This window comes from Actinomadura meyerae (assembly GCF_900188445.1).
Taxonomy (GTDB): Bacteria; Actinomycetota; Actinomycetes; order Streptosporangiales; family Streptosporangiaceae; genus Spirillospora; species Spirillospora meyerae.
The window spans coordinates 161,776-183,327 of record NZ_FZOR01000013.1; the positions used below are offsets into that span (position 1 = coordinate 161,776).

A 21,552-nucleotide genomic window follows, 5' to 3' on the forward strand; every position below is an offset into this window, starting at 1 on the left:
GGAGGCACCGCCCGGGCACGCCGTCAGGAGCCGGCGCGCTCGACGACCTCGGCCCACTCCTCCAGGAGCGCCTGCGCGGCGTCCGCGTCGGGGCCCTCGGCCCACAGGTGGGTGACCGCCTCGGCCGGGTCGGGCAGGACGAGGACCCAGCGGCCGTCGTCCTCGACCACGCGGACGCCGTCGGTGGTGTCGATGGCGCGGTCGCCGGCGGCCTCCACGACGTGCCGCATCACGCTCCCCTTGGCGGCCCACGGGGTCGGGACGGAGCGGCGCAGAAGGTGCGCGTCGGGGATGCGGCGGTCGATCTGGGAGAGCGTCAGCCGGGTGCGGGCGACCAGCCCGACGAGGCGGACGAACGCCGCGATCCCGTCGACCGTGCCGCTGAACTCCGGCATCAGGAAGCCGCCCCGGCCGTCCCCCGCGAAGATCACGCTGGGCTGCGCGGCGGCCTTGGTGAGGACGTCCTGGGACGTGGACGTCCACTCGACCTGCACGCCGTGGAACCGGCAGACCTGCTCGGCGACCCGCGTCGTCGTCACCGGCAGGGCCACCTTGCCGCCGCGCCGCTCGGCCGCGACCAGGTCGAGCATCACCAGCAGGGCGCGTTCGTCGCCGACGAGCTCGCCGTTCTCGTCCACCAGCGAGATCCGCTCCCCCACCGGGTCGAACCGGACGCCGAACGCCGCCCGCGACGACGACACCAGCTCGCCGAGCCGCTCCAGGTCGCGCATCCGCTCGGCCAGCGTCTCGGTCGGGTTCGCCTCGTCCAGCCCGGCGTTGCGGGTGAGGACCTCCACCCCGACCTTGCCGAGCAGGTTCGGCAGGACGAGCGAGGCGACGCCGCCCGCGCAGTCCAAGACGATCTTCAGCCCGGCCTCGCGGACGCCGCGGATGTCGACCCGGCGCAGCAGGTCGCGGGTGTAGGTCTCCACGACGCGCGGCGGGTAGGTGAGCTCGGCGATCTCGCCGGGGAACGCGCGGCGGTACTCCTGGCGGCCGAAGACGCGCTCCAGCTTGCGCTGCGCCGCCTGGGACAGGTCGGCGCCGCCCGCGTCCAGGAACAGGATGTCGACGCCCTGCGGGTCGCCGAGGGTGGTGCGGATGTAGATGCCGCCGACGGCGTCCTCGCGGCCGGTCTCGAACCGGGCGACGGTCAGCGGCGTCGCCTCCAGGTCGTTGACGTTGATGGCGCTGGCGGTCAGCGCGCTGTTGACGGCGCGCTTGAGGGTGCGGGCGGCGCGGGAGACGTCGCGGCCGGTGACGACCGTGGTGCCCTTCTTGAGGGTGGTCGCGTAGGCGCTGGCGAGCCGCACCGCCAGCTCGGGCGTGATCTCCACGTTGACGAGCCCGGACACGCCGCGCGGCCCGAACAGGTTGCGCTGCCCGCGCGACTCCCAGATCACGCTGGTGTTGACGACGGCGCCGGCCTCGATGGTCTTGAAGGGGTAGACCTTCACGCCGCTGGAGACGTACGCCTCGGCCTCGATGACGCACTCGTCCCCGATGACCGCGCCCTCCTCGACGCGGGCGCCGGCCATGATGTCGGTGTTCTTCCCGACGACGCAGCCGCGCAGGTTCGTCGACGGCGCGACGAACACGTTGTCGTGGACGACGGCCCGGTGCAGGAACGCGCCCTCCTTCACCACGACGTTGCTGCCGAGCACGGTGTACTCGCGCAGCTCGACCCCGGCCTCGACCTTGGCGTAGTCGCCGATGTACAGGGGTCCCTTCAGGACGGCCTCGGCGTCCACTTCGGCGCCTTCGGCGACCCACACGCCCGGCGACATCTCGAAGCCGTCCAGCTCGATGGCGACCTGGCCCGACAGCATGTCGGCCTGGGCCTTGAGGTAGCTCTCGTGGGTGCCGACGTCCTCCCAGTAGCAGTCGGCCACGTAGCCGAACAGGCGGGCGCCCTCGGCGAGGAGCTCGGGGAACACGTCCCCGGACCAGTCGACGGACTCCCCCTCGGCGACGCGTTCGAGGACCTCCGGCTCCATCACGTAGATGCCGGTGTTGACGGTGTCGGAGAACACCTGGCCCCAGGTGGGCTTCTCCAGGAACCGCTGCACGCGGCCCTCGTCGTCGACGATGATGATCCCGAACTCGAGGGGGTTGGGGACCCGCTTCAGGCCGATCGTGACCAGCGCGTCGTTCTCCTTGTGGAACCGCACCATGTCGGTGAGGTCGATGTCGGTGAGCGCGTCCCCGGAGATGACGAGGAACCGGTCGTCGCGCAGCGCCTCCTCGGCGTTCTTGACGCTGCCCGCGGTGCCGAGCGGGATCTCCTCGGTGGCGTAGCTCAGCGACATGCCGAGCTCCTCGCCGTCGCCGAAGTAGTTGCGGATCAGCGCGGCCAGGAACTGCACGGTGACGACGGTCTCGGTGAACCCGTGCCGCTTCAGCAGCCGCAGCACGTGCTCCATGATCGGCCGGTTGACGAGCGGCAGCAGCGGCTTGGGCTGGTTGGCGGTCATCGGACGCAGCCGCGTCCCCTCGCCACCCGCCATCACGACGGCCTTCATCGGGGGGTCTCAGCTCCCTTCTGGTCGCCGGCCGCCGGTTCCGCCCCCGGACCGGCCCCGCCCGGCGCGGGGCCCGGCCCCGGTTCCGCCCCGGGGCCCGGGGGCGCGGCGCGGCCGGCCAGCACCAGTTGCCGCGTCTGCGCCCAGTACAGGACGGCGCTCCACCAGTACAGGCCCGTCCCCCAGATGGCGAAGGACCACCCGGCGACCTTCGCGGCCGTCGCCGCGCCGCCGTCGTGGTCGCCCAGCAGCAGCAGCGGGAACGCGTACAGCAGGCACATGGTGCCCGCCTTGCCGATGAAGTGGACGGGCAGCGTGCCGCCGTACCCGAGCCGCCTGATGATCGGCGCGATCGGCACGATCGCGAGTTCCCGGGCGACCAGCACGGCCACCAGCCACAGCGGGATGATGTCGCGGATGGTCAGCCCGACGAGCGTGGCGAGGATGTAGAGCCGGTCCGCGGCCGGGTCGAGCACCGTCCCGAGCCTGCTCGTCTGGTCCAGCGCGCGCGCCAGCTTGCCGTCCAGCCAGTCCGACAGGCCGGCGAGCACCAGCACGCCGAGCGCCCACCAGTCCGCCTCGACGAGGACGAGCCACAGGAACAGCGGGACGCCCACCAGCCGTGCCATGCTCAGGATGTTGGGCACCGTGAAGATCCGGTCCCGCGGAGCCTCTCGCAGTGTGCTCACCGACGCGTTCGCCTCCCCTGGTCCCCTTGATCCTGACCCTACCGGTAAGGGGTTGAAAGCCCCCGATGGCGTCCGGCCCCAAGCCCGAGGGTGCACCCGCGCGGCGCCGTTCCGGCGCCGCCCGCCCGCGTTGGGAGGTTCCCGGCGGACGGGTCGAGCGGGGCGAAGCCGCCGCGGCGCCCGCCCGGCCGGGCGCCGGCCGCCGCGCCGGTCACCGCGGGCTGACCACGTCCGCCAGCGGGAGGACCGCCGTGACGACGAACCCGCCGCCCGCTCCCGGACCCGCGTCCAGCGTGCCGCCGACGCTGCGCGCCCGCTCGATCATGCCGAGGATCCCGAACCCCTCCGGCGCGTCCCCCGACGGCCCGCGCCCGTCGTCGGCGATCCGGACGACGAGGCGGCCCGCGTCCCGCTCCAGGGTCACGGTCGCGCGCTCGGCGGCGGCGTGCTTGACAATGTTGGTCAGGGCCTCCTGGACGATCCGGTACGCGGCGACGCCGATCTCCGGCGGCAGCGGGTCCGCGAGGCCGCCGTCCGCCAGCTCCACCTCGATCCCGCCGGCGCGCGCGGCGCGCACGAGGTCGGCGATGCCGTCCGGCCCCGGCAACGTCCCGGAGGGGCCGGTCTCGGTGCCGCGCAGGACCTGCAGGGTGCCGCGCAGCTCGGTGCGGGCGTCCCGGCAGGTCTCGGCGATGGCGCCGAGCGCCTCGGCCAGCTCCGCCCGGTCGAGCGGCCGGTCGCCGCGCACCAGGTGGGCCGCCGCGCCCGCCTGCACGCCGATCAGCGTGATGCTGTGCGCGAGGAGGTCGTGCAGGTCCCGGGCGATCCGCAGCCGCTCCTCGGCGACCCGGCGCCGCGCCTCCTCCTCGCGGGTGCGCTCGGCCCGCTCGGCGCGCTCGGTGATGGTCGCGAGCCGCGCCCGGTGCACCCGCCACACCTGGACGGCGATCACCACCGACACCACGGCCTCGATGACCGCCACCTGCTCGCGGACCGAGCTGCCGCCCGCCCGCATCGCCATCCCGATCACGCACACGGCCAGCAGGAACGCGACGGCGCCGAGCACGACCCGCACCCGCCGACCGAGCAGCGCGTAGGCGAACAGCGCGATCACCTCGGCGGGCACCAGCGCGTGGTGCTGGTACTGCGCCAGGTGGTAGGACAGCACGAGGACCACCAGGGCCGCGAGCCCCGGCGCCGGCCACCGCCTGATCACCGCGAGCGGCGCGTGCGCCGCGACGAGCAGCAGCGCGCCGGCGGCGTCGAGCCCCCGGACGCCGGGCCACACCACCGCGGCGGCCGCCGCGACCCCCGCCAGCACCATCGCGGACACGGCGTCCGCGGCCGTCGCATTGACCCGGGGCAGCGTCACCACCCGTCCATCTTCCCCGACCTCCGCGATCGCCGCACACCGCCCCCGCCGCCGCGCGCGGGCGCGTTCTACCCCGGCGGCGGCGGTTGCGGCAACCGGGGAGGTCCGGGTTAGCGTCGGGGGCGACAGATCGCGGGGGTCCGGCGAACCGGGCTGAGATAGCGGCTGATACGGCCGCTGACCGCATGAACCTGACCGGGTAATGCCGGCGTAGGGAGAGATCGAGTCGTCATGACACAACGTGTGGTTCCAGCTGCCCGCAAGGTCTACCTGCAGGGCTCGCGCCCGGACGTGCGGGTCCCGATGCGGGAGGTGCCGCTCACCACCGGCGAGGCCGTCGTCCTGTACGACACGTCGGGGCCGTACACCGATCCGGAGCGGCGGACCGACGTCCGCCGGGGCCTGCCCGCGCTGCGGGAGGCGTGGATCGCCGAGCGCGGCGACACCGTCCCGTACGAGGGGCGGGCGGCGCGGCCGGAGGACGACGGGCGCAGGGCGGCGCCCACCGGGGAGGACCTCCCGCGGCGGCGCCCGCGGCGCTCGGCCGGCGGCGCGGTGACGCAGCGCGCGTACGCGGCGCGCGGCGAGATCACGCCGGAGATGGAGTTCGCCGCCCTGCGGGAGGGGGTGCGGCCGGAGTTCGTCCGGGACGAGCTGGCGGCCGGGCGGGCGGTGCTGCCCGCGAACGTCAACCACCCGGAGGCCGAGCCGATGGTGATCGGCCGGAACTTCCTGGTGAAGGTGAACGCCAACATCGGCAACTCGGCGGTGGCGTCGTCGATCGAGGACGAGGTCGAGAAGATGACCTGGGCGACCCGGTGGGGCGCCGACACGATCATGGACCTGTCGACCGGGCGGGACATCCACACCACGCGGGAGTGGATCCTGCGGAACTCGCCGGTCCCGGTCGGGACCGTCCCGCTGTACCAGGCGGTCGAGAAGGTCGGCGGCGACCCGGCGGAGCTGACCTGGGAGGTGTTCCGCGACACGGTCGTCGAGCAGGCCGAGCAGGGCGTGGACTACATGACCGTCCACGCCGCGGTGCTGCTGCGGTACGTGCCGCTGACGGCGCGGCGCAAGACCGGGATCGTGTCCCGGGGCGGTTCGATCATGGCGGCGTGGTGCCTGGCGCACCACGAGGAGAACTTCCTCTACACCCGCTTCCGGGAGCTGTGCGAGATCTTCGCCGCCTACGACATCACCTGGTCGCTCGGGGACGGGCTGCGCCCCGGCTCCATCGCCGACGCCAACGACGAGGCGCAGTTCGCCGAGCTGCGCACGCAGGGCGAGCTGACGGCCATCGCGGCCGAGTACGGCAACCAGGTGATGAACGAGGGGCCGGGCCACGTCCCGATGCACAAGATCAAGGAGAACGTGGACCGGCAGCAGGAGTGGTGCGGCGGCGCGCCGTTCTACACGCTCGGGCCGCTGACCACCGACATCGCGCCCGGCTACGACCACATCACCTCGGCGATCGGCGCGGCGATGATCGGCTGGCACGGCACCGCGATGCTCTGCTACGTCACGCCGAAGGAGCACCTCGGGCTGCCGGACCGCGAGGACGTCAAGGCCGGGGTGATCGCCTACAAGATCGCGGCGCACGCCGCCGACCTGGCCAAGGGGCATCCGGGCGCGCAGGCGTGGGACGACGCCCTGTCGGACGCGCGGTTCGACTTCCGCTGGGAGGACCAGTTCAACCTGTCGCTGGACCCCGAGACCGCCCGCGCGTTCCACGACGCGACGCTGCCGGCGGCACCGGCGAAGACCGCGCACTTCTGCTCGATGTGCGGGCCGCACTTCTGCTCGATGAAGATCACCCGGGACGTCCGGCGGTACGCCGACGAGCGCGGGCTGGACGGCGAGGCCGCGCTCGCCGCCGGGATGCGGGAGAAGGCGGCCGAGTTCCGGGCCGCCGGAGGGCGGCTGCGACTGCCCCTGTCCCCCGGCCCGTCCTGAGGTAGGCGCAGGTCGGCGCGGGCCCGTCGCGGAGCCTTCCGCGGCGGGCCCGCGCGGCCCGGCGGGGCCCGGGGTGCGCGGCGCGGCTAGTATCGAGGGACCGTTCCAAAGCCGCGGATCCCCCCGATATCGCCGCAGGCCCGTCCCCGCCGGGAAAGGACCGAAGACCGACGTGACCAGCGACGACACGCCGAAGGCCCCAGCGCGCGCCGTGCGCGCCGACGTGCGCCGCAACCGGGCGCGGCTGCTCTCCGCGGCCCGCGAGATCTTCCAGCGCGACGGGGCCGGCGCGTCCCTGGAGGCCGTCGCCCGGCGGGCGGGGGTCGGCATCGGAACGCTGTACCGCCACTTCCCCACCCGCCGGCACCTGCTGGAGGCGCTGCTCGCCGACGGCTACGCGGAGCTGGCCGCGCGGGGCCGCGAGCTCCTGGTCTCCCCCGAGCCCGGCGAGGCGCTGCTGACCTGGCTGCGCGCGTTCGCCGAGCAGGTGTCCACGTACCGGGGGCTGGCCGCGTCGGCCGTCGCGTCTCTGCGGGACGAGGAGGCGCCGCGCGACCGGGAGGCGCGGCCGGACGCCGAGGCTCCCCGGCCGGAGCCGGCGCCCTCCCGGCGCGCGATGTACGAGGCGGGCGAGGCGCTGTTCGCCCGCGCGCAGCGGGCCGGGGACGCGCCGGCGGAGGCGTCGTTCAGCGACGTCCTGTGGCTCACCGGCGCGATCGCCGCGGTCACCGAGCGGGAGCCGGAGGCCGCCGGGCGGCTGCTGTCGCTCGCCGCCGCGGGCATGGTGCCCGGCCGGCCGTAGCCGGTCCCGCCGTCAGCTCGTCTCCGGGTCGGGCAGGATCCGGCGCGGCCCCCGCGGGGCGGCGGCGGGCCGCTTGCGCCACTCGCGCGGGTAGCCGACCGACACCTCGATGTGCGGGACGTCGCCGGTCCAGATCGTCCGCGGGATGTGCAGATGCCCGTACACGACGGACACCGCGCCGAACCTCGCGTGCCAGTCGGCGGTGCGCTCGGTGCCGCACCACTGCGCGAACTCCGGGTACCACAGGACGCGGGTGGGCTCGCGGACCAGCGGCCAGTGGTTGACCAGCACGGTCCGCGTCCCGGGGCCCAGGGCCGCGAGGCGCTGCTCGGTGTAGGCGATCCGGGCGTCGCACCAGGCGTCCCGCGTCGGGTGCGGGTCGGGGTGCAGGTAGACCTCGTCGGTGCACACGACGCCCGACTCGTGGGCGATCTCCAGCGCCTCCTCCTTGGTGGACGCCCCGTCCGGCCGGAACGTGTAGTCGTAGAGGAGGAACAGCGGCGCGATCGTCACGGGCCCGCCCTCCCCGTCCCAGACGGGGTACGGGTCCTCGGGGGTGAGCACGCCGAGGCCGCGGCACATGTCGACGATGCGCCGGTAGCGGGCCTCCCCGCGCAGCCGCACCGGGTCGTCTTTGATCGTCCACAGCTCGTGGTTGCCGGGGACCCAGAGGACGGTGGCGTACCGGTCGGCCAGCGTGCGCAACGTCCACTCGATGTCGGCGAACCTCTCGGCGACATCGCCGGCGACGATCAGCCAGTCGTCCGCGGACCCGGGCCGCAGCCCCTCCACGAACGCGCGGTTCTCGGGGAATCCCACATGCAGGTCGCTGATCGCGTAGACACCGCCCATCCAGAGATCGTAAGCCCCGCGGCGGCCGCGCACCGGGCCCGCTCGCGCGACGGGCCCCCGGCGCGCCGGCGCCGTCGGAGACCTCGTGGACGTCCTTCCACCGGAAGCAGCTCGGCGGCGGCGCCCTCACCTGGGCCGGCTGGTGCGCGCGGAACGGCCGGTAGAGCCCGGCGGGCGGAGACGGCGAAGCGGCCCGCGTCCCCTTCCGGAGGGGAGCGGGCCGCCCGCGTCGTTCAGTTGTCCTTGCCCCACAGGTAGACGCCCAGGCCCATGGCGAGCACGCTCGCCCAGCCGAACACGGCGCGGACGGTGTTCCAAGCGGTCCAGCGGCCGGAGTAGTCCGACCAGAGCTTCGCCGCCTCGGCCGCGTCCTTCGGGATCGCCGCGGCGTCCAGGTCGTTGTTCATCGGGATGTTCACGGCGAAGCTCGGGAGGAGCGCGCCGGCGAAGTAGGCGCCCGCCGCGACGAAGAACAGGATCGCCGCCGCCTTCTGGTCCATCGTGAGCAGCAGGACGCCCGCCGCGGCCGCCAGCACCGGGACCAGCAGGAACATCGCCACGAACAGCGGGTTCTGGATCTTCTGGTTGATGGACTGCATGGCGTCGATCGCCGATCCGGGCTTCGCCGCGTTCAGGCCCGGCATCACGCCGGTCGAGAAGCCGAAGAACGTCCCGGCCATGCCGGCCGCCGCGATGATGGAGAGCGTCACCGAGACGCCCGCCAGTGCTGATCTCATGGTCGTTCCGCCTTCCGGTCAGAGGTTCCAGACGCCGCTGTCCGCGGTCTCCCGCGCGTAGTCGGCGAAGTCGCGGGGGGCGCGGCCGAGCGCCCGGCGGACGCCGTCCGCGGGGCGGGCGTTGCGGCCGTCCAGCACGGTCGTGAACAGGTAGGCCAGCAGGCCGATGACCTCGCCGGGCAGGCCGTGCTCCTTGAGCGCCGCGGTGTAGTCGTCCGGGCTCACCCGGACGTAGGCGATGTCCCGCCCGGTCGCGCGGCCGATCTCCGCGACGGCCTCGGCGAAGGTCAGCGCGCGGGGGCCGGTCACCTCGTAGACCTCGCCCGCGTGCCCGTCCCCGGTGAGCGCCGCGACGGCGACGTCCGCGATGTCGCCGGCGTCCACGAACGGCTCGGGCACGTCGCCCGCCGGGAGGACGACCTCGCCGGCGCGGACGGGGTCGAGGAGGTAGTCCTCGCTGAAGTTCTGCGCGAACCAGCTCGCCCGCACGACCGTCCACTCCAGGCCCGACGCCCGGACGGCCTCCTCGCACTCGGCCGCCTCCGGCTCGCCGCGGCCGGACAGCAGGACGCCGTGCCGCACCCCGGCCCGCACCGCCTCCGCCGTGAACGCGGCGATCGCCTCCGGCGCGCCGGGGGCGGCCAGGTCCGGGTAGTAGGACAGGTACACCTTCGCGACGCCCCGCAGCACGGGCGCCCAGGTCGCCCGGTCCGCCCAGTCGAAGGCGGGCGAGGCCGCCCGCGAGCCCATCCGGACCGGGACGTCCAGGGCCTCCAGCCGCTCCACCACGCGCCGGCCGGTCTTGCCGGTGCCGCCGAGGACGAGAGTCAGGTCGCTGCCGTCGTGTTCCGTGTTCGTCATGCCCTCAAGTCAACCGGCGGGCGTCTTCGGCGACCATGGTTGAGAAGCTCGCCCGCATACGCGAGCGTCTAGGCTGGCCGCCATGGACGCCCTCACCGATCTCCTCGACGGCCCGCGCGCCCGGGGAGCGTTCATGCTGCGGGCGAGCCTCTCCCCGCCCTGGTCCCTCCGGATCCAGGACGAGGCGCCGCTGACGCTGCTGTCCATGGTCCGGGACGACGCGTGGCTGATCCCCGACACGGGCGAGCCGCAGCGCGTCGGCCCCGGCGACATGGCCGTCTTCCGCGGGCCCGACCACTACACGGTCGGCGACGACCCGGCCACCGAGCCGCAGGTCGTCATCCATCCCGGGCAGCGCTGCACCACCCCGGACGGGACGAGCCTGTCGGACGCGATGGACCTCGGCGTCCGCGCCTGGGGCAACGACCCCGACGGGACGTCGGTCATGCTGATCGGCACCTACCAGATGCGCGGCGCCGTCGCCGGGCGGCTGCTGTCCGCGCTGCCGCCGATCGCGGTGGTGCGCGGCGACACCTGGAAGTCGCCGCTCACCGGCGTGCTCGGCGAGGAGATCGGCCGGGACGAGCCCGGACAGGAGATCGTCCTCGACCGGCTCCTCGACGTGCTGCTGATCGCGACGCTGCGCGCCTGGTTCTCCCGGCCGGGCGCGGCGGCCCCCGGCTGGTACCGCGCCCACGGCGACCCCGTCGCCGGCCCCGCGCTGCGGCTGCTGCACGACGACCTGTCGCACCCGTGGACGGTCGCCGACCTCGCCGCCCGGGTCGGCGTCTCCCGGGCCGCGCTCGCCCAGCGGTTCGCGAAGCTGATCGGCGAGCCGCCGATGGCGTATCTCACCGGGATCCGGCTCGCGCAGGCCGCCGACCTGCTGCGGGAGACCGACGCGACGCTGGACGCCATCGCGCGCCGGGTCGGGTACGGCACCGCGTTCGCGCTGAGCACCGCGTTCAAGCGCGAGCACGGCGTCAGCCCGCAGGAGTACCGCGCCGGCGCCTCCCCCGCCTGACCCCGCCCGGTCCCCGGCCCGGCGGGCCGTCAATGCTCCTTGCGCAGGGTGGGCTCGGCGCGGACGGGCGAGTCGTCGGCCGTGTCCGGGATGAACGGGACGACGAACGCGTACTCGGCCAGCACCGACTCCGGCACCTCCCCCGACTCGCCGAACGCGGCGATCTCGCCCCAGCACGGCGAGCCGAGCGAGCCGCTGCGGTGCCGCACGGACAGCCCCGCGCACAGGTTGGCGAACCGCAGCCGCTCGGCGAGCGGGAGGCCGGCGAGGGTGGCGAACACGAACCCGGCGGCGAACACGTCGCCCGCCCCGGTCGGGTCGAGGGCCCGCACCGGCAGCGCGCCGACCTCGGCCCGCTCCCCCGACGCCGAGTCGATCGCGATGGCGCCGTCGCCGCCGCGCTTGACCACGACCACGGGGACCCGCTCGGCGAGCGCGGCGGCCGCCTCCGCCGGGGTGGCGGTGCGGGTGTAGGCCATCGCCTCGGCCGCGTTCGGCAGGAACACGTCGACGTGGGCGAGGCGGTCGAGGACCTCGGCGGGCCAGGCGCCGGTCTGGTCCCAGCCGAGGTCGCCGAACACCAGCGCGCCGCGGGCGCGCATGCCCGCCGCCCACGCCGGGACCGGGCGGTCGACGTCCACGAAGCAGGCCCGCGCGTCCGGCGGCGGGCCGCCGAGGTCGTCCAGCGGGCCGGGGACGGGCTTGGCGAACGTCACCATGCTGCGGTCGGAGTCGTAGGCCATCGACACGGTGACGGGCGTCGACCAGCCGCGCACGAGGCGCGACATCCCGAGGTCGACGCCCTCCTGCTCGGCGAGGGTGCGCCACAGGTAGGCCCCGAACATGTCGTCGCCGAACGGCGCCGCCAGCCCGACCCGCAGCCCGAGCCGGCTCATCGCGACCGCGATGTTGGCGACCCCGCCGGGCGCCGAGCCGAGCCCGTCGGTGACGATCTCGGTGCCGGGCGGCGGCAGCCCCGGCAGCCCGGTGAAGATCATGTCCATGAAGACCTGGCCGGACAGGAACACGTCCAGGCCCGGGCCGTCCCCGGGCCCGTCGGCGCGCAGCCGCTCCCCCGCCGGCTCCCGCTCCGCGCAGGGGTCGGCGAGGGACGGCTCCGGCGCCCGGCCCGGCGCGGTCTGCTGAGTCACGAGGCCCCCCGTGGCGAGGCGTGGGCGTGGTCCCGCGGACCCCGGCCCCCGCCTCCGACATTCGGCTGCTACTCCGGAACGTACAACCGGATGTCGTCCACCTGCGCCTTTCCCTCGTAGAAGTTCATGTGCGGGTCGCCGATCATGAACCGGTCGGGGTAGGCGGACCCGGCGGGCCAGGTGCCGCGGTCGACGAGCGTGCCGCCCGGTCCCGTCCAGGTCCAGTTGGCGTCGAACCGGCCGTCGTACTCCTCCGGCCGCTGGTTGTAGTGCCAGATGGGCTCGCCGTCCTGGACGAACGCGCGCGTGTACCGGTAGGTGGCGCGGCCCACGTGCGCGAAGACGCCCGACATCTCCATCGTGTAGGCGCCGTCGCGGCGCTCGATCGCGAACGTGTAGGGCTCCTTGGGCAGCAGTTCGGGCTGGAGGTCGACGGTCGAGACGATCGCGCCGGCCTTGCGGTGCCCGCACTCGCTGTCCATCAGGTACTCGGTGCCGGGCATCGCCGCGTACCGGCGGTCGTCGGTCATGAAGATCGCGTTGACGCCGTTGCCCGTCCCGGCGGAGTAGGGCTCGTACTCGCCGGTGGCGGGGTTGCAGTAGAGCAGCCCCGTGCCGGTGTACTTGTAGCGGTTGTAGCCGTCCATGGCGACCTTGCGGTGGCCGTGGACGAAGACGTTGTTGTGCGGGGCCACCTGCCGGTAGTCCATGATCGACATGTAGTAGAAGCCGTTGGAGTCGGTGCGGACGTCGGCCCACTCGCACTCCGGCCTGGAGAAGTCGCCGCCCGACGCCCACGGGAAGTTGGTCTTGCAGCCGTCCGGCGAGTAGCCGTTGATCCGGCCGTCCGGGTAGTCCCACGAGCCGTCGCGCCGCCCGCCGAAGTCCAGGCCGCGCAGCGTCATCTCGACGCGGTACTCGGCGGGCAGGTCGCGGGTCGAGCGGATGACGACGCCCGCCTGGTGGGCGGGCTCGTCGATGCGGGCGACGCCCTTGCCGGAGGTGAGCGTCGGCGGGCGGTCCGGGCGCCCGTCGCCGTCGGCGTCGCGCGCGGCGAGCTCGGCGGTGAGCCAGCCGCCCCGCCCGAACGTGAACGACTGCCGGTAGGTCTTCATCTTCGCGAGCTGCTGCCGGAAGGCGGGGCCGCCGACGGTGTCGAAGTAGGCGCCGTCGTTGTCGTACATGTCGACGTTGTGGGGGCTGGAGGGGCCGTCGCCGTCCGGCCGCCACGGCGCCTTCGCACTGTCCAGGTGCCGGTCGAAGGGCTCGGCGGCCACCAGCCGCCACCCGTCGCGGGCGGCGGGCGGGCCGCCTCCGGGGCCGCCGGCGGCGTGCGCCGGCGCCGTGCAGAGGGCCGCGGGCAGGACCAGGGGGAGCGCCATCGCCAGGGCGCCGCGTCCGAAATTCCTCATGCGGACGACCGTCGCATGAGGCCGCCATCCGCGACCAGGGCAAACATCGCCAAAGTGGTATTGACCAGTCGCCACAATCGGACATACGGTGTGCAGCGACAGGAACGACGTCAAGAGGAGGTGAACGGCGTGCCATCCGCCGGTGAATCCCGCCCCGGGAGCACGAAACGGCAGGCGGTGCGCCGGGAGCTGCTGGCGATGCTGGACGGCCTGGACGTGGGGGACGCCCTGCCGTCCGAGCGCCGGCTCGCCGCGGACCTCGGCGTCTCCCGGCCGACACTGCGGCAGGCCATCGACGGCCTGGTCGCCGAGGGCCTCCTCGACCGGCGGCACGGGAGCGGCACCTACGTGGCCGAACCCCGGATCGCGGTGTCGCTGACCATGACCTCGTTCACCGAGGACATGACCAGGCGCGGGATGAAACCGGGCGGGCGGGTCCTGTCGTTCCGCACCGAGACGGCGGGGGCGCGGATCGGCAGGCGGCTCGCCCTCTCCCCCGAGGAAGAGGTATTTACCATTCGCCGGCTGCGGCTGGCCGACGAGGCGACCATGGCGATCGAGACCCTGTACATGCCCCGGTCGCTCATGCCCGGACTGCGCAGGCACGACCTGGAGGGGCGGTCGTTCTACGACCTGCTGCGCGGCGCCGGGATCGTGATCGCCTCGGGCACCGAGACGATCGAGCCGACCGTCACCACCGCCGAGGAGGCCGCCGAGCTCGGCGTGCCGGTGCACATGCCGGCGTTCCTGTTCGAGCGCGTCACCAGGGACGCCGGCGGGCGGCCCCTGGAGTACGTGCGGTCCCTGTACCGCGGCGACCGGTACCGCCTGGAACTGGACCTGCGGCCACCCGAGCACTGACCGACCGGACGGATCGTCCATCGCGCTGACGGGGGCGGCAGCGCACCATCACCCCCCGGAAAGTGAGGCGACTTTCACTCATGGACGTCATCAAGGACATCCTCACCTTCCTGGCCGACAACGTGTTCGGCCAGGTGCCCATCCTCATCGGGCTCATCACGCTGATCGGGCTCATCCTCCAGCGCAAGCGCTTCGAGGACGTGTTCGCGGGCGCGCTGCGCGCCACGATCGGCGTCGTCATCCTGTTCATCGGCGTGGAGGTGTTCACCGGCGGGCTGACCAGCTTCCAGACCGTCCTCGCCAGCGCGATGGACACCACGCCGCCGCAGGCCGACAACACCCTCGCCGACTTCCTCACCAAGCAGGGCGGCACGGTGGCGCTGGTCATCACGGTCGCCTTCCTGGTGCACGTGCTGGTCGTCCGGCTGTTCCCGGCGGCCCGCTACCTGTACCTGACCGGGCACCTGATGTTCTGGATCAGCACGGTGACGGTGGCGTCGCTGGTGACGATCGCCCCGGACGCCGACCAGCTCACGCTGGTGCTGTGCGGCGCCGGGTTCGTCGCCGCCTACTGGACGCTCCAGCCGCTGTGGATGCGCCCGCTGATGCGCCGCGTCATGCCGGACGACCGGTTCGGGTTCGCGCACACCAGCTCCCTCGCCTGCCTGATCACCGGGTACGCCGCGCGCCCGCTCGGCAGCCGCGAGAAGCACGACACCGAGAAGCTGAAGCTGCCCCGCCAGCTGTCGTTCTTCAAGGACGTCAACGTCAGCACCGCGCTGATCATCACGGTGATCATGCTGGTGGGCGTCGCGTTCGCCGACGACGGCGTGGTGGCGAAGGCCGCGGCCGAGATGGACGACAAGCTGTCCCCGTGGGTGTGGGCGATCCTGGTCGGCCTCCGGTTCGCGGGCGGCATCGCGATCCTGCTGTTCGGCGTGCGGATGTTCCTCGGCGAGATCGTCCCGGCGTTCAAGGGGTTCAGCGACCGGGTCATCCCGGGCACCCGCCCCGCGCTGGACGCGCCGACCGTGTTCCCCGTCGCGCCGACCGCCGTCATGGTCGGGTTCGTCTCGTCCACCGTGGTGTTCCTGATCTGCCTCGCGGTGTTCGCCGGCGCCGGCTGGTTCACCCTCGCCCCGCCCATGATCATGCTGTTCTTCGTGGGCGGCGCCGCGGCGCTGTTCGGCAACGTGGTGGCGGGCTGGCGCGGCGCCGTGCTGGGCGGCGTGATCTCCGGGCTCGTCCTCGCGGTCGGGCAGGCCGTCACCTGGGGCCTGTACGAGAAGACCGCGCCCGAGCTCGCCACGCTCGCCGACCCCGACTGGTACGCGATCGCGTGGCTGCTGAAGGCCGTGGAGCCGGTCGCCGGCGGGAAGGCGGTCTGGGCGGTGCCCGCCGTCGCGCTCGCCGCGATGGTCGCCTCCCTGCTGCTGCTCGGCCGCGCCGAGAAGCGGCGGGGCGGCCCGGACGGCGGTGACTCCGCACCCGAGGACAGGGCCGCGGCGGCGGCCTGACCGAACCGACAGAGAGAAGGACCGAGATGGCACTGGACCGGCAACTGGAGATCCTCGCGGTCTGCGGCGTCGGCATGGGCTCCAGCCTGATGCTCAAGATGACCGCCGAGGACGCGCTGCGCTCCCTCGGCGTGGAGGCGCGGGTGGAGAACACCGACGTGTCCACGGCGCGCGGGATGTCGCCGGACGTGGTGATCGGCCAGGGCATGCACACCAGCGAGATCGCCGATCTCGCCCCCGTCGTGATCACCGTCAGCGACTTCCTCGACAAGGAGGGACTCGAGGCGCAGCTGCGGGAGCGGCTCACCGAGCAGGGGTGGCTGCGGTGAGCGTGGTGATCGCGGCTGCCGACGGCGTCACCGCGGCGGACTGGCGGGAGGCCGTCCGCCGGGCGGCCTCCGGGCTGGTCGACGCGGGCGCGGCGGGCGAGGGCTACCCGGACGCGTGCGTCCGGGTGGTGGAGGAGAACGGCCCGTACATCGTGCTGACCAAGGGCCTGGCGCTCGTGCACGCCCGCCCCGAGGAGGGCGGGCTGGCCGTCGGCGTCGGCGCGACCCGGCTGGCGTCGCCGGTCGAGTTCGGTCATCCTGACAACGACCCGGTCGACCTGCTGCTCGCCTTCTGCACACCCGATCCCGACGCGCACGTCGGCGTCCTCTCCGGACTGGCGCGCGCGCTGTCGGGCGGCCTGGCCGACCGGCTCCGCGCCGCGTCCGGCCAGGAGGACCTGGCCCGCACCCTGAAGGAGGCCGTGCCCGATGCCTGACTCCCCCCGGACGCAGCTCCCCGACCGGGTGCGGACTCTGCTGGACGACCTCGACGAGACCTCGGGCAAGGCGATCGACGCCGCGGCGGCGCTGCTCCTGGAGTCGGTCGAGGCCGACGGGATCGTCCACGTCGCCGGGGCGGGGCACTCCCTCGCCATGGTGTTCGAGACGTTCTACCGGGCGGGCGGCCTCGCCGCCGTCCGCCCGGTCTGGGACCCCGGCGTCCTCCCCCTCGACGACGCGGTGCGCAGCACCCGCGTCGAGCGGGAGGAGGGGGTCGGGCGCGCCGTGGCCGCGAAGGCGGCGCCCGCGCCGCCGGACGTGGCGGTGGTCTTCTCCACCAGCGGCCGCAACCCCTACCCGGTCGAGGTGGCCGCGGAGTGCCGGGCGCGGGGCGTGCCGGTCGTCGCGGTGACCTCGGCGCGGGCCGCGCGAGGCGCGGCGGCCCGGACGTCCACGTCGCTGGCCGACCACGCCGACATCGTGCTGGACACCTGCGTCCCGCCCGGCGACGTGCTGCACCCGGCGGAGGCGCCGCGCACCGCGGCGGCGTCCACCATCCTCGCCGCGTACGCGTGGTCGCGGGTGCTGGCCGCGCTCGACGACCTCGCGTCGGCGCGCGGCACCGAGCTGCCCCGCTGGACGAGCGCGAACGTCCCCGGCGGCGACGAGGTGAACGCGGCGCTGTTCGAGCGGTACCGGCACCGCGTCCCCGAGCTGACGGGGGACGAACACCCGTAAACCGGGGCTCTTCCTGCGGCGTTTCGCATAGGGCCCGGCTCGCTCCCTGTGACATGATGCGTGGCTACCATCGGACAGAACGAGGAGCGAGATGACGACACGACCGACCGAGGACGACCTTCTTGCGCTGTTCACCCGCGCGGACCTCGGCGGCGACCAGAAGCTCGACCTGATGGAGTTCACGCTCGTGCTCGACGAGCTGGGCCTCGCCTGGACGCGCGCCGAGACGCAGGACAGGTTCGAGCGGGCGGACGGCAACCTCGACGGGTTCATCTCCTTCGAGGAGTTCCGCGCGATCCTGGAATCCCAGGGCTGGGCCGAGGGGCCGCTGCCCGGCGCCCGCGCCTGACCCGCGGCGAACGCGAGGGGGCCCGCCGGCACGTCCGGCGGGCCCCCTCGCGCGTTCGACTCGCGCGTTCGAGTCGTTCAGACGCGGCGGCCGCGCAGCTCCCGGTACCGGCGGACGAGCGCGGCGGTCGACGGGTCGGGGGCCTGCGCCGGCGGCTCGGCCGAGGTGAGCGCGGGCGCGAGGTCCATCGCCATGACCTTGCCGAGCTCGACGCCCCACTGGTCGAAGGAGTCGATGCCCCAGATCGTCCCCTCGACGAACACGATGTGCTCGTAGAGCGCGACGAGGGACCCGAGGGTCTTCGGGGTCAGCTTCGGCGCCAGGATCGTGCTGGTCGGCCGGTTGCCCGGCATCACCTTGTGCGGGACGACCGCGGCGGGCGTCCCCTCGGCGGCGATCTCCTCGGCGGTCTTGCCGAACGCGAGCGCCGACGTCTGCGCCAGCATGTTCGCGGTCAGCAGGTCGTGCATCCCCGCGGGCCCGTCGACCGCCGGGTCCTCGAAGGGCTCGGCGAAGCCGATGAAGTCGGCCGGGACGAGCCGGGTGCCCTGGTGCAGCAGCTGGTAGAAGGCGTGCTGGCCGTTGGTGCCGGGCTCGCCCCAGAAGATCTCGCCGGTCTGCGCGACGACGGGCGCGCCGTCGGCCCGCACCGACTTGCCGTTGGACTCCATCGTGAGCTGCTGGAGGTAGGCGGGGAAGCGGGCCAGCCGCTGGCTGTAGGGCAGCACCGCGCGGGTCTGCGCGCCGAAGAAGTCGGTGTACCAGACGCCGAGCAGGCCCATCAGCACCGGCATGTTCGCCTCGAACGGCGCCGACCGGAAGTGCTCGTCGATCTCGCGGAACCCGGCGAGCATCTCGCGGAACGCCTCGCCGCCGATCGCGATCATCAGGGACAGCCCGATGGCGCCGTCGAAGGAGTACCGGCCGCCGACCCAGTCCCAGAAGCCGAACATGTTGGCGGTGTCGATGCCGAACTCGGCGACCCGCTCGGCGTTGGTGGAGACGGCGACGAAGTGCCGGGACACGGCCTCGCCGGCGCCGAGCCGGTCGACGAGCCACTTCCGGGCGACCTTGGCGTTGGTGAGGGTCTCCAGCGTCCCGAACGTCTTGGAGCTGATGACGAAGAGGGTCCGCTCGGGGTCGAGGCCGGCGAGCGTGCCGACGATGTCGGCGGGGTCGATGTTGGAGACGAACCGGCAGGAGATCCCCGCGTCGGCGAAGTCGCGCAGCGCCTCGTAGGCCATGGCCGGGCCGAGGTCGGAGCCGCCGATGCCGATGTTGACGACGGTCGTGATGCGCTCGCCGGTGTACCCGGTCCACTCGCCGGAGCGGACACGCCCGGCGAAGTCGGACATCTTGTCCAGCACGGCGTGCACGTCGCCCGCGACGTCCTGGCCGTCCACGGTGAGGGCCTCGCCGGGCGGGAGCCGCAGCGCGGTGTGCAGGACGGCGCGGTCCTCGCTGACGTTGATGTGCTCCCCGGTGAACATCGCCTCGATCCGGGACCGCAGCCCGGCCCGCTCGGCGAGCGCGACCAGCAGCGACACCGTCTCGCCCGTGGCGCGGTGCTTGGAGTAGTCCAGGTGGAGGTCCCCCGCGGTCACCGTCATGCGGTCGACGCGCCCCGGATCGTCCGCGAAAAGGTCGCGCAGGTGCCGCCCGGCGAGCGCGGCGTGGTGCTCGCCCAGCGCGGACCACTCGGGCGACTCGGTGATATCAGCCATTGCCTCTCTCATCTCCTCGCGGGGCGGGCGCCGATCCCCCGGGCGCCGTCCCCACGGCGATCATAGGGCGACCGCGCGTGACCGTATCAGGGCCGTCCCCCGGCCCGCAGGGGACCGCCCCGGTCGCCGGCGGCCGCACCGCCGCCGAGTAAGGTCGCCGCCAGGCGCCGGTCCCCCAAGGAGCACGATGAACGACGGCATCACGCGGCTGTTCGACCTGAACCCCCTCGGTGAGGACGCCTTCCTCGCCACCGGGCCGTCGGTGGGGTGGCCGCGGCTGTTCGGCGGGCAGGTCGCCGGGCAGAGCCTGCGGGCCGCGTGCCTGACCGCGGACGGTCGCCCGCCGCACTCCCTGCACGCCTACTTCATCCGCCCGGGTTCACCGGACGAGCCGCTGCGCTTCGACGTGGCCCGCACCCGCGACGGCCGCTCGTTCTCGACCCGGCACGTCACCGCGAGCCAGGGCGGCAAGCCGATCCTGGAGCTGATCGCCTCGTTCCACTCCCCCGAGGACGGCTTCGACTGGCAGGCCCCCGCGCCGTCGGGCGTGCCCGGCCCGGAGGGCCTGCACGAGCCGGTGCTCCCGACGTTCTTCAAGCACCCGGTCGGCTTCGACTTCCGGGTCGTGGACCCGCCGGCCGAAACCGAGTTCCCGATGGCGCACCCGTTCTGGTTCCGCGCGTCCGCCCTGGTCGACGACGACCCCGCGCTGCACGCGTGCCTGGTCACCTACGTGTCGGACATGGCGGTGGTGAGCAGCGCCCGAGCCCCCGGCTCGCCCCGCCGTCTCGCCACGGCCGTCACCCTCGACCACGCCGTGTGGTTCCACCGCCAGCCCCGCGCCGACCAGTGGCTCCTGTACTCGGTGGACCCGGTGACCAACCACGGCGCTCGCGGCCTGGCACGGGGAACGCTCCACGCCCAGGACGGCACCCTCCTGGCCTCGGTGGCCCAAGAAGCCCTCCTCCGCCCCGAATCCTGACTCCGGGGGCGCTGCCGTCCGGAAGGGGTGCCGGGCGAGCGGTGGGGTCGCCCAGTGACGATGCTGGCGGGTCCCGCGAGCCGCGTGTCCCCGATGACGAAGTTGCGCCAGATGGCAATAGGTGTGGCGATCCCGCCGCGGGGATGTGCCGGAGCTGATATGAAGAAGATCGGCGGAGGGGCGCAGACCGTCGGAGATCTCATGGGGCTGATCGAGCCGCTGAAACCCGCCGGTGAGACGGTGAGCACAGTCGGCGGCGTCGTTTCCGAACTCGGTGAGGTCACCGAGCATTTCGGCAAGTGAGGCGCTGATGGGCGGGCCACGCCATGAGGGCGTCAGACGTGGTGGAGTTCTGGCCGTCGTCGGGTTTTTCTGCGTTGCCGGCGCGGCGGCCTGCGGCCTGTTCTCGGACGCGACGGGTGATACCGGCGGCCGGTATTCCGCTACGCCCGCTCCGAGTACCCCGTCCGTCGTCGAAACGGATGCGGCGGGCCTCGTCACGAAACTGCCCGAGATCGACCGAGCGGTGTCCGGAGCGCTTCCGAGTGATGTCGTCAAGGGCAGGCTCTGGAGCGACCCGTTCAATGACCGGATGAGAGACGAGCACTTCTCGTGGACGGTGCTCGATGCCCGGCGTAATCGCGTTCTCACTCTCCAGGTGACGCGGAAGGCGAGCATCGCGGAGGCGATGGAGAAGGCCGCGTACGTGCGGAAAGAGCTGGCGGGCGACCGGACGCGCGAGGGGCGGCAAGTCGTGAGCACCGGGCCGCTCGAGAAGGCGGCCGGGATCGCGGAGGAATGCCTGGGCTTCCGGATATCACGCGAGAACGCGGTGAGCGGAGTGATCGGGGATCCCCGGCAGGATTACTCGATGAGCGGCCGTTACCTGTACTGCCGCTTCAAGAACGTCAACATGGTGATCGACTGGGAAGGGCAGGACTATGCCCGGCCTTGGGCGGTGGGCACCGGTACCGGGTTGGACCAGGCCACCGCGGGTCGCGAGGTCCAGCAGGTCGCCCGCGCCGTTGTCGCTGCGTTGCGGTAGCTTCCGGGCTCGGCTGCCGCAGCGTGCGAGATGAGCCTGTTCGGGCAGTCGACCGGCCGGTCGCCGGATCCCGGGTGGTGCCGGGGCTAGGCTCAATGCCGGGAAGTTAAGGTGACGCCGGAGGTGTCAAGGGTTCTCGGCTGGTGGCCGGACATGAGAACGGAGATCCAGTAGAACGGGTGTTCTCT

21 protein-coding genes and 1 riboswitch are annotated in these 21,552 nt (G+C 73.5%); of the genes, 12 read left to right on the plus strand and 9 right to left on the minus strand.

Translation table 11 applies throughout. The features are described 5' to 3' along the window. Positions 1–23 precede the first annotated feature (23 nt). The 3 genes from CHF16_RS16090 to CHF16_RS16100 all read right to left on the minus strand — a co-directional run bounded on the left by CHF16_RS16090 (position 24) and on the right by CHF16_RS16100 (position 4,583). Positions 24–2,522 carry a mannose-1-phosphate guanyltransferase gene (locus tag CHF16_RS16090; RefSeq protein WP_089326833.1) on the minus strand — a complete coding sequence of 833 codons (2,499 nt, stop codon included), beginning with the start codon at positions 2,520–2,522 and terminating at the stop codon, positions 24–26. Beyond that, the gene (clsA, locus tag CHF16_RS16095; protein WP_281259358.1) at positions 2,519–3,211 is read right to left on the minus strand and encodes a cardiolipin synthase ClsA; all 693 of its coding nucleotides are present in this window, start codon (positions 3,209–3,211) and stop codon (positions 2,519–2,521) included. Before clsA ends, CHF16_RS16090 begins: the two co-directional genes overlap by 4 nt. A gap of 211 nt (positions 3,212–3,422) precedes the next feature. Then, positions 3,423–4,583 (minus strand): sensor histidine kinase, encoded by a 1,161-nt coding sequence (locus CHF16_RS16100; RefSeq protein WP_143227999.1) that lies wholly within the window; start codon positions 4,581–4,583, stop codon positions 3,423–3,425. Between the two features lie 122 nt (positions 4,584–4,705). Then, a riboswitch (TPP riboswitch) is annotated at positions 4,706–4,819 on the plus strand. Between CHF16_RS16100 and thiC the strand changes: the two genes are divergently transcribed. Together thiC and CHF16_RS16110 are read left to right on the plus strand one after the other, a co-directional pair. Further along, entirely contained in the window at positions 4,815–6,539 is a 1,725-nt protein-coding gene (thiC, locus tag CHF16_RS16105; protein ID WP_089326835.1) for a phosphomethylpyrimidine synthase ThiC, read from the plus strand. Its footprint overlaps the riboswitch before it by 5 nt. Before the next feature lie 172 nt (positions 6,540–6,711). Then, positions 6,712–7,341, plus strand: a complete 630-nt coding sequence (locus CHF16_RS16110; protein WP_218826688.1) for a TetR/AcrR family transcriptional regulator — start codon at positions 6,712–6,714, stop codon at positions 7,339–7,341. A 12-nt stretch (positions 7,342–7,353) separates the two neighbouring features. On the opposite strand, the gene CHF16_RS16115 is transcribed toward CHF16_RS16110, so the two are convergent. From CHF16_RS16115 to CHF16_RS16125, 3 genes are all read right to left on the minus strand, one after another. Next, positions 7,354–8,193 (minus strand): metallophosphoesterase family protein, encoded by an 840-nt coding sequence (locus tag CHF16_RS16115; RefSeq protein ID WP_089326836.1) that lies wholly within the window; start codon positions 8,191–8,193, stop codon positions 7,354–7,356. Between the two features lie 233 nt (positions 8,194–8,426). Beyond that, complete coding sequence (locus CHF16_RS16120; RefSeq protein WP_089326837.1) at positions 8,427–8,930, minus strand: anthrone oxygenase family protein; 504 nt, start codon at positions 8,928–8,930, stop codon at positions 8,427–8,429. Positions 8,931–8,948: 18 nt separating this feature from the next. Continuing rightward, entirely contained in the window at positions 8,949–9,791 is an 843-nt protein-coding gene (locus CHF16_RS16125; RefSeq protein ID WP_089326838.1) for an NmrA family NAD(P)-binding protein, read from the minus strand. Positions 9,792–9,873: 82 nt separating this feature from the next. Here CHF16_RS16125 and CHF16_RS16130 point away from each other — a divergent pair, with 82 nt between their 5' ends. Beyond that, positions 9,874–10,815, plus strand: coding sequence for an AraC family transcriptional regulator (locus CHF16_RS16130; protein WP_089326839.1), 942 nt, complete (start codon positions 9,874–9,876; stop codon positions 10,813–10,815). A 29-nt stretch (positions 10,816–10,844) separates the two neighbouring features. On the opposite strand, the gene CHF16_RS16135 is transcribed toward CHF16_RS16130, so the two are convergent. Both CHF16_RS16135 and CHF16_RS16140 read right to left on the minus strand, forming a co-directional pair. Beyond that, entirely contained in the window at positions 10,845–11,966 is a 1,122-nt protein-coding gene (locus CHF16_RS16135; protein ID WP_245868591.1) for a carbohydrate kinase family protein, read from the minus strand. Between the two features lie 68 nt (positions 11,967–12,034). Then, positions 12,035–13,378: a hypothetical protein gene (locus CHF16_RS16140; protein ID WP_143228000.1), complete on the minus strand. Its 1,344-nt coding sequence runs from the start codon at positions 13,376–13,378 to the stop codon at positions 12,035–12,037. 129 nt (positions 13,379–13,507) lie between these two features. Between CHF16_RS16140 and CHF16_RS16145 the strand changes: the two genes are divergently transcribed. The 6 genes from CHF16_RS16145 (at position 13,508) to CHF16_RS16170 (ending at position 17,613) form a co-directional block, all read left to right on the plus strand. Further along, positions 13,508–14,239 carry a GntR family transcriptional regulator gene (locus CHF16_RS16145; RefSeq protein ID WP_245868593.1) on the plus strand — a complete coding sequence of 244 codons (732 nt, stop codon included), beginning with the start codon at positions 13,508–13,510 and terminating at the stop codon, positions 14,237–14,239. Between the two features lie 80 nt (positions 14,240–14,319). After that, positions 14,320–15,756, plus strand: a complete 1,437-nt coding sequence (locus CHF16_RS16150; RefSeq protein WP_089326841.1) for a PTS ascorbate transporter subunit IIC — start codon at positions 14,320–14,322, stop codon at positions 15,754–15,756. Between the two features lie 26 nt (positions 15,757–15,782). Beyond that, a complete protein-coding gene (locus CHF16_RS16155) occupies positions 15,783–16,085 on the plus strand; it encodes a PTS sugar transporter subunit IIB (protein WP_089326842.1) in 303 nt (100 codons plus the stop codon). Continuing rightward, positions 16,082–16,522: a PTS sugar transporter subunit IIA gene (locus CHF16_RS16160; RefSeq protein WP_179271549.1), complete on the plus strand. Its 441-nt coding sequence runs from the start codon at positions 16,082–16,084 to the stop codon at positions 16,520–16,522. Before CHF16_RS16155 ends, CHF16_RS16160 begins: the two co-directional genes overlap by 4 nt. Next, entirely contained in the window at positions 16,515–17,264 is a 750-nt protein-coding gene (locus tag CHF16_RS16165) for a sugar isomerase domain-containing protein (protein WP_089326844.1), read from the plus strand. Before CHF16_RS16160 ends, CHF16_RS16165 begins: the two co-directional genes overlap by 8 nt. Before the next feature lie 91 nt (positions 17,265–17,355). Beyond that, entirely contained in the window at positions 17,356–17,613 is a 258-nt protein-coding gene (locus tag CHF16_RS16170) for an EF-hand domain-containing protein (protein WP_089326845.1), read from the plus strand. Positions 17,614–17,690: 77 nt separating this feature from the next. On the opposite strand, the gene pgi is transcribed toward CHF16_RS16170, so the two are convergent. Then, on the minus strand, positions 17,691–19,337 hold the full coding sequence (pgi, locus tag CHF16_RS16175; RefSeq protein ID WP_089326846.1) for a glucose-6-phosphate isomerase: 1,647 nt from the start codon (positions 19,335–19,337) through the stop codon (positions 17,691–17,693). A gap of 187 nt (positions 19,338–19,524) precedes the next feature. Between pgi and CHF16_RS16180 the strand changes: the two genes are divergently transcribed. The 3 genes from CHF16_RS16180 (at position 19,525) to CHF16_RS16185 (ending at position 21,364) form a co-directional block, all read left to right on the plus strand. After that, positions 19,525–20,319 carry an acyl-CoA thioesterase gene (locus tag CHF16_RS16180; protein ID WP_089326847.1) on the plus strand — a complete coding sequence of 265 codons (795 nt, stop codon included), beginning with the start codon at positions 19,525–19,527 and terminating at the stop codon, positions 20,317–20,319. 159 nt (positions 20,320–20,478) lie between these two features. Continuing rightward, positions 20,479–20,622 (plus strand): hypothetical protein, encoded by a 144-nt coding sequence (locus CHF16_RS40300; protein ID WP_179271550.1) that lies wholly within the window; start codon positions 20,479–20,481, stop codon positions 20,620–20,622. Positions 20,623–20,629: 7 nt separating this feature from the next. Then, positions 20,630–21,364, plus strand: a complete 735-nt coding sequence (locus CHF16_RS16185; protein WP_143228001.1) for a hypothetical protein — start codon at positions 20,630–20,632, stop codon at positions 21,362–21,364. The last annotated feature ends 188 nt before the right edge of the window (positions 21,365–21,552 follow it).